At 34.3% G+C, this 7777-nt stretch carries 6 protein-coding genes; 2 read left to right on the top strand and 4 right to left on the bottom strand.

Features of this window, described 5'->3' with window-relative positions; genetic code table 11:
* Positions 1–131: 131 nt before the first annotated feature.
* Positions 132–344 carry a hypothetical protein gene (locus A3SG_RS20235; RefSeq protein WP_016991162.1) on the bottom strand — a complete coding sequence of 71 codons (213 nt, stop codon included), beginning with the start codon at positions 342–344 and terminating at the stop codon, positions 132–134.
* A gap of 111 nt (positions 345–455) precedes the next feature.
* Here A3SG_RS20235 and A3SG_RS20230 point away from each other — a divergent pair, with 111 nt between their 5' ends.
* On the top strand, positions 456–893 hold the full coding sequence (locus A3SG_RS20230) for a mechanosensitive ion channel family protein (RefSeq protein ID WP_016991161.1): 438 nt from the start codon (positions 456–458) through the stop codon (positions 891–893).
* A 482-nt stretch (positions 894–1375) separates the two neighbouring features.
* Positions 1376–3106 (top strand): PAS domain-containing sensor histidine kinase, encoded by a 1731-nt coding sequence (locus A3SG_RS0116740; protein ID WP_157485525.1) that lies wholly within the window; start codon positions 1376–1378, stop codon positions 3104–3106.
* A 1246-nt stretch (positions 3107–4352) separates the two neighbouring features.
* Here A3SG_RS0116740 and A3SG_RS0116730 read toward each other — a convergent pair.
* The 3 genes from A3SG_RS0116730 to A3SG_RS0116720 form a co-directional block, all read right to left on the bottom strand.
* Entirely contained in the window at positions 4353–5405 is a 1053-nt protein-coding gene (locus tag A3SG_RS0116730) for an o-succinylbenzoate synthase (RefSeq protein ID WP_016991158.1), read from the bottom strand.
* 271 nt (positions 5406–5676) lie between these two features.
* The gene (locus A3SG_RS0116725) at positions 5677–6861 is read right to left on the bottom strand and encodes a tetratricopeptide repeat protein (RefSeq protein WP_016991157.1); all 1185 of its coding nucleotides are present in this window, start codon (positions 6859–6861) and stop codon (positions 5677–5679) included.
* Between the two features lie 141 nt (positions 6862–7002).
* Positions 7003–7680 (bottom strand): metal-dependent hydrolase, encoded by a 678-nt coding sequence (locus A3SG_RS0116720; RefSeq protein ID WP_016991156.1) that lies wholly within the window; start codon positions 7678–7680, stop codon positions 7003–7005.
* Positions 7681–7777: the final 97 nt, after the last annotated feature.

Below are 7777 nucleotides of genomic sequence, written 5' to 3'. Positions count from 1 at the left end.
AGACTGTTTAGATAGACTCAATTTTTCGTTCAAATCTACCATGTTCTTTCTCTCAATCAATGGCATTAGCTCAACTTTTTTTTTAGAAAGTCATTCTCTAAAGTCAGTTGTCCAATTCTTGCAAAAAGCTTTTAAATTGGAATTTCTTCTTTTTTTGCTACTGCTTTTTCTTGATTGAAAACTGTCGATATATTTTTAATCGCCTCGGCTTTCCAGATCGAAATTTGGGTGGGTAAAAGCCCATATTTCTTAGCTAAAACCTCTAATGTTTCTTTATCTCTTAACGCTTCTAAAGCAACTTTTGCTTTAAAATCCTTTCCAAATACTCTTCTTGTTCTTGACATAATTCTGCTAATTTAAGGTTTTTAATCCTACCTTAATTTAAAGCAAAAAATTGTACGTTTTTTGGGGAGCAGCATAGGGTCGATGGCGACCTGTATAACGGCCGAATTGTATTGATTGCAAATAGTTATGTTTTTAAGGAACCGGTATTTAATTATTCAGGTGATTTTCCTTTTTTATGGGATGAAATTAAAATACCAATTCAATATGGCAGTGATTATGATAAAGCCAGGGAAATAATCCTAAGAGCTGGAATTGAAGTCGCAGGAGACCTAACAATCAGATCCAAACAAAAATGGGCCTCGCCGCAAAATAAATACCGTTTAGAAGACGCGCAAACAGCACCAATGCTTACACTAGTAGCAAATGATAACTGGGCAGAATACACCCTTCGTTATGTAGTGGGCTATAAAAGAAGGAGAACTACAAAATCAGAATTGTTTACTAAAATATTAACTGAAAGTGAAGCGACTAATGGAGCCGTAAAAATGGCCTCGGCAACTTTCCAATTAGATCAGGCTCCTGACTTTAATGTTAATTTAAAAAAATAGTAGTGGAAATCTGACTTGTTTTTTCACTACTAATTTTATTCTCCGCAATATTTTCTTAGAGATTTCGGCATCCATTCCCGCTATGCCCGCAAGAGAAAGAAAGTAGCTTACTTAGAAAATGCTACTTATTTTATCTGGGTTCTCTTAACATTTTGGCTTTTGATAGCGCTTGCACTTTAGATTTACCACGCCTTTAATAAAAAGATTTAGGTTACCACCCATCTATGTAATTGTTTACTTTTTGAATTGTTCTCAAAATTGACATAGAACTATTTGCAAAAAAAACCTAACAAATTGTTGCCTCGTTTAATTTTTAAGTAAGTAATGTTCACAACTAATCATAAAAAAAATGATGTTTTTAATTTTTACAGTTAATATTTGTTATATTTAGTGACCCTTAATCTACTAGACGCTAAACTTATATATTTTTAAAAATTGTAAGGTATACATGTATGTGTATTCCTAAATTTAATTTATTAAAAATGGATAATAGGAATTTAAATACCACCGCAATTACCCCTACTTTTTATCAACTACAAGAAGATTACAATTCATTGAAGGAATTGTTTGATACAATAGCCAACAAGAACAAAATTAATGAAAATCAAATTGACCACATTAATGAAAAACTCACAAGCTCTTTAGAAAATATGTCAGATGCTTTTGTTGCGATAGACAACAATTGGAAATACACCTTTGTAAATAAAAAGGCAGGTCTACTCTTTGGAAAACGACCAGAGGACCTCATTGGCAAAGATTTAGGGACTGTTTTTCCTGAAGCTCTTGGAACACCATTCCACAAGGCTTACTATAAAGCAATGAAAACTAAAAAAGAAGTAATTATTGAAGATTACTATATTCCATGGGATCGCTGGTTCGAAAATCGAATAATACCAAGTAAAGAAGGTGTCGTTATTTTTATCCAAGAAATGACAGAACGAAAACTAGCTAAAAAAAAATTACAGGATCTAAACACGAAACTGGAGATACGCAATCGAGAACTGTACGAGAGTATTATTCAGATACAAAAGATTAATACCGAACTAATTTACGCGAAAGAAAAAGCAGAAGAAAGTGACCAATTAAAATCTTCTTTTTTAGCAAACATGAGTCATGAGATCCGAACTCCAATGAATGGTATTCTCGGCTTTACAGAACTTCTAAAGGAACCAAGACTAACTGGGAAAGAACAACAGCAATATATTAATGTCATTGAAAAGAGCGGCAATAGAATGCTTAATATCATAAATGACATCGTTAGTATTTCGAAAATAGAATCTGGGCAAATGAATCTGTCCTATAAAGAAACCTCTATAAAAGATCAAATAGAATCTATTTGTACTATTTTTGAAAAGGAAGCCAAAGAAAAAAATATTGAACTTAAAATAAACAATACTTTAATTGCAGACGACAATTTAATACATACAGATGAAGAAAAAGTCTCCGCTATATTATCGCATTTGCTGTCAAACGCATTAAAATTCACCGCTGACGGATTTATTGAGATAGGATGTTTTAGAAACAACAATTCCATCACTTTTTATGTAGAAGATTCAGGTATCGGAATTGATTCTAATAAAATAGATGTTATTTTTGAACGATTCAGGCAGGTCGATGATTCTTTGAACAGGAATTATGATGGAGCCGGCTTGGGTTTGTACATTTCGAAGTCATACACAGAGCTGTTAGGCGGTAAAATCTGGGCAGAAAACAATATAGATAAAGGCGCCGTCTTTTATTTTAAAATTCCTATCATAAAAACAGATGTACCCGTCAAAGTAATCCAAGGTCCGTTAGCAACAATTCCTTATGAGACACAAAAATTAAAAATACTTGTTGCAGAAGATGATAGCATCTCACTAAAGTTTATCTCTAAAATTTTAAAAATATTTGGGGAAAATTTATTAATAGCCAGAAATGGATTTGAAGCGGTACATCTATGTAAAAAGAATCCAGATATTGACATCATTCTAATGGACATCCAAATGCCTGTTATGAATGGATATGAAGCTATTAAAAAAATACGGGAGTTTAATAAAGACGTAATTATAATCACACAAAGTGCGTTTGTGTTTACGGATGAAGCTGAAAAAGCAATTCAAGTGGGCGGTAATGGATACATTTCGAAACCTATTGATAGGAAGCAGTTAATTGACCATATCAATAAGCAAATAATTACTTCAAAAAGTAAATCAAGAACTATGAATATTTGATAATCGCAGTTAAAATACACATTTAGTTTCTGCCTTTTTTATACGAAACTCGCTTGAGGTAAATCAAGAAGATAACCAAAATTATTGGTACGAAGAGCTCTCGTATTGGCACACTTAGATTGATACCGAATTCAATAAAGGTATTTAGATTTCTATTCTATTACCTCTATAATCTTTTGTTTCTACAGTAAAACGAGAGGAATAATTACTAGAATTTTCACAAAGCAAATTTACACAAGCTAAATTGAAACTAATTCTGTTAATAACGATCTAAAATCGTTTTTAATAAAAAAGTGTTTTCTATTATACGTCAGGCATATTAATATTTTCGTCTAAATAATAAAATATTTATTATAGCTCTTTCAACTGAATTTATACATGCACAAAGCACGTGGATAGAAGAAAAAGAAAACGGAAATGTATAGTGCGGAATTTCGGGAATCTTTTACAATAAAGAGTAAATCAATGGTATAAATACTACATTAGCGGCTAATTACACTGATTTTACTACACAAATTTATAGTGAAGATGATATCACTTATAATTGAGAAGCTTTGCTTGTCACTCCGGTGAAATTAACTAGTCTCGATTCAGCTACAAAAAATAGAGTAGGGAATATTTCCGGATTACGGAACCTAACCTTTGGGCATAAACATTAGATTTTTGACCAAAAATGGAAACTATGCACGGGATTACAATATCAAGAAAACACTTCTAAAAACGATGTCAATACCTGTTTGAGTACTGATTGCAACGCCAATATCTTCAATCCTATCTTAAACGCTGGAGCCAGCGCTACGAAATAGTGTTCTATGGAAATATTAGTTATGGTTATATGACTAATAATTACTCTGCATATTTAAAATTTGCTGCCGAAGTTGGCTATAACATCACCACAAAAGGGATTCTTATACTCCCCTTAACTACAAAAAATCCTATCCTAAACCAAAGTAAATTTAAAAAAACCGCTCAAAATAGCCTTCCTATTTGGACTGAAAAACGTATAATGCCGTTGATCTCGAGTTTACTTATGAGTTTTAAAGGAACAAATATGGAGCAAATATTACTATATTTGACGCTTTTGGCATCGAAAATGCACCATCTACTCCAACAATTAATCTTGCTGTTTACGTTAAATTACAAGCTGAATTACAAGTAATAAACAGTCGTTATTTTTCATAAAAAACCCGATTTTTACACACCTAGTAATCATCGGTTTTTTTATATTTAAAGTCAAAAATAAGATTTACAAAAGTGTTAATTGATCAAGATTAAATTGCCACTCCTTTGATTTTTCATACCACAACTGTCCGCCAGCAACGACTAATGGACACTCAAAATTGTTAGTATAAAGACCTCCTGTACCGAGTCCTTGAGGCATTAAATTATGTTGTAAAAAGGTCCATTGAGCAATAGCATTCAACCCAATATTACTCTCTAAAGCAGACGTAATCCACCACCCGATATGATGCTTTTCGGCCAATAAAATCCATTCTTGCGTTCCCCGAAAACCTCCTATAAAACTAGGTTTCAAAATGATGTACTGAGGGGCTGTTTTTTGCAACAAACGTTCTTTATCTTCCAATGTAAACACTCCGATGAGCTCCTCGTCAAGAGCAATGGGTAAAGCAGCATTCAAGCATAGATCTGCCATCCTGTCAGTATTGTTTTTTTGTATCGGCTGCTCTATACTATGTAATTTAAATTCAGATAGTTGTGTTATTTTATCTAAAGCTTCATTTAAATCAAAAGCTCCATTAGCATCTACTCTGATTTCAACCTGCTCTGGAGTGAAATGTCGCCTGATATACCGCAATAAATCCAGTTCTTTATCAAAATCTATCGCTCCAATTTTAAGCTTTACGCAAGTGAATCCTTCCGCTAATTTCTCTTCTATTTGTTGCTTCATAAAAGCGGCTTCGCCCATCCAAACGAGACCATTGATTTGGATTGATTTTGTACCTTCAGTAAACTCGGAAGGGAACAGTAAAAAAGGAGTTTCACTGCGCAACGACTGGAATGCCATTTCGACTCCAAACTGTATCGAAGGAAACTCCATTAACCCTTCCCAAAGTTGGTCTTTTCCCAAATGGATATTAGCGCAAGTCCATTGCAATTTTTCTTCATAATTCGGTCGGTCATCGATGCTTAATCCTCTTAAAATTCCGCACTCTCCTATTCCTATTTTACCTTCTTCTTCGAGCACTAAAAACCAGGTTTCTTTTTCTGTCATAACACCTCGAGAAGTTCCTGAGGGACGTTTGAATAGGAGGTTGTATTTGTGGTACGTTGCTTTCATATCTATATTTTAGCCACAAAGGGCAATAGGGTTTTTACGAGGCTCGCTGCGCTTTTTTAACTTTTCTCGACTGAGCCTGAATTAACAAATTAGGGTTTTGGTTTCATTAAATATGACAACCCAATTAATAGAATTCCGAAAAGGCACAAAATCAGAAATAGATAAGTTGGCCATTTCTCATAAACATACATTTGGAAATTTAAAATTATACCAATAAAAATAAAGGCTAAACCTACTAGTCGCAAATAACTAGTTACTTTTCTCATTTTCTCTAATTCACTAATAATCTTAAAACACGCTCAAAATCATCATTTTGAATCCCTGCCTTTATAAAAACTACAAAATCTTGTTTTACTTTTTGAGTCCAACTCCCACTGTCATTGACATTTTGAGATTGGTACTCCTTGTAAATAGATTTTGCGTTTCTGAATTCATCATGGAGTAAATAGGCATGCGCCAAATTGAGCTTAACCAATAACTCCGTATCGTCCAGCTTTTCGCCTTCTTTCAGGAATTTAATAGCCTTGCCATATTGTTTGGTCATAATATAGGCAAAGCCAATAGTACTGTAATCTACGGCAGTTGCCTTCCCATCGCTGATTATCCTTGCGTAGATGTCTATTACACGGCCATATTCGCCTTTCTTGGCGAAATTTAATGCTTTGCTACGCAAATCATTATAGATTCCCTTAGAAACGCCCTTTTCATTGATGCAGCTTTCTCCATTGTCCTTGTACAATTTTACCTGCTCGATAGCGAGAAGTTTCTGAAATTCCTGAAACTTATACTCTTTTTGAATTTTCTCTTCGATACATATACAAAAATCATCAGAGTTAGCCAGTTTTCGGGCTAGTACGGAAGTTTTGCATTGATTGATTACGAATTTTCTGTTTTCTAGAGTCCAACCTCTGCTTAATTTCGTATCTACCCAAGGTACTACTTCAAGAATAATTTTTTGCTTCATAATCCAGTTCGAACTTTCGAAACCAAACCAAAGATTTGTTGTCGTATTTTTTAAACAAGCAGATTTATCTAGTGACAATCGTTTTGCATCTTTGTTTAACGGTGTTTCTTGCGCTAAGCAGGCATCGTCCATTTTACCATTTTTTTGATACGAAGATGCCAGTTCATTTGAAGAAAAAATAGCGTACTTGCTTTTATCATCTCCTGAAATACGAGAAAACAAGAAAACAGCGCCTGCGGAACCTTGGCTGATTCCAGTAGGATCCGGAATTGCTTTTAAAAGTGAAACTAAACTACTTGCGATTTTCTGATTATCATCCAAAAGGGTAATTCTGTAAATCAATTCTGTAGTACCAATAGGAAAATCATCGGTTTTAATTACAATTCTATCTCGCGCAGCAACGATAATTTCTTTAGTAGTGGCTCTGTCTTTGTCCCAATAACCGTCTTGTTGCGCAAATCCCGACTGATGAAAAATGCTAATGAATAGCATGAAAATTACTTTATTCACTGATGTATCTTGTGTTAAGTATACGAAACTAGCCCAGATGGCAACGGCATCCTTTTATGCCTCGTCCAAAAGGACGAGACATAAAAGATATAGTGGACAGCTGGAAATAGCTCCTAAATCATTTTATAATTCGATACTCTCTCCTATTTTTAGCAACATTAAATCTTTTCCTTTATCGAAAAACTTTTGAATGGCTGTTTTGTGATCAATTTCAATATAACCAAAAGTATCATAATGATAACCAAGTACTTTATCACATTGCACAAAGTCTGAAGCCAAAATAGCATCCTCGATATCCATCGTAAAATTGTCACCTATAGGAAGGATTGCCAAATCCAGTTTGGTACGCATTGGAATCAACTTCATGTCCATAGTAAGGGCAGTATCTCCCGCGATATAAATATTTTTGTGTTCGCCTTCGATAACAAAACCACCCGGATTACCTCCATTAGTACCGTCAGGAAAAGAACTCGAATGAATGGCGTTCACATATTTTACTTTTCCGAAATCAAAATTCCAGCTTCCGCCGTGATTCATAGGATGTGCCTGAAAACCCTTAGCCTCATAATACCCCGCAATCTCAGCATTAGAAACAATCACAGCATTAGTGCGCTTTGCAATGGCTTCTACATCCAGAATATGATCGCCGTGAGCGTGCGTCAATAAAATATAATCAGCTTTTATCGTACTGATATCGACCTGCGCTGCTAATGGGTTAGCTGAAATAAATGGATCTACTAAAACGTGTTTCCCTCCTACCTCAATTCCGACAGAAGCGTGTCCATAAAATGTAATTTTCATATAGTTGTATTTAAGAATTATTGACAATTAAATCAGAAAAGAAAAAAATCATACATAAAGCCAACAATACGGAAAGGGCAAATGTGCTTAATGCCAA

The sequence above is a fragment of the Flavobacterium sp. ACAM 123 genome, from assembly GCF_000264055.1.
Taxonomy (GTDB): domain Bacteria; phylum Bacteroidota; class Bacteroidia; order Flavobacteriales; family Flavobacteriaceae; genus Flavobacterium.
Note: the sequence above shows the minus strand (reverse complement) of the source record. Positions and strands in the feature narration are given on the sequence as shown.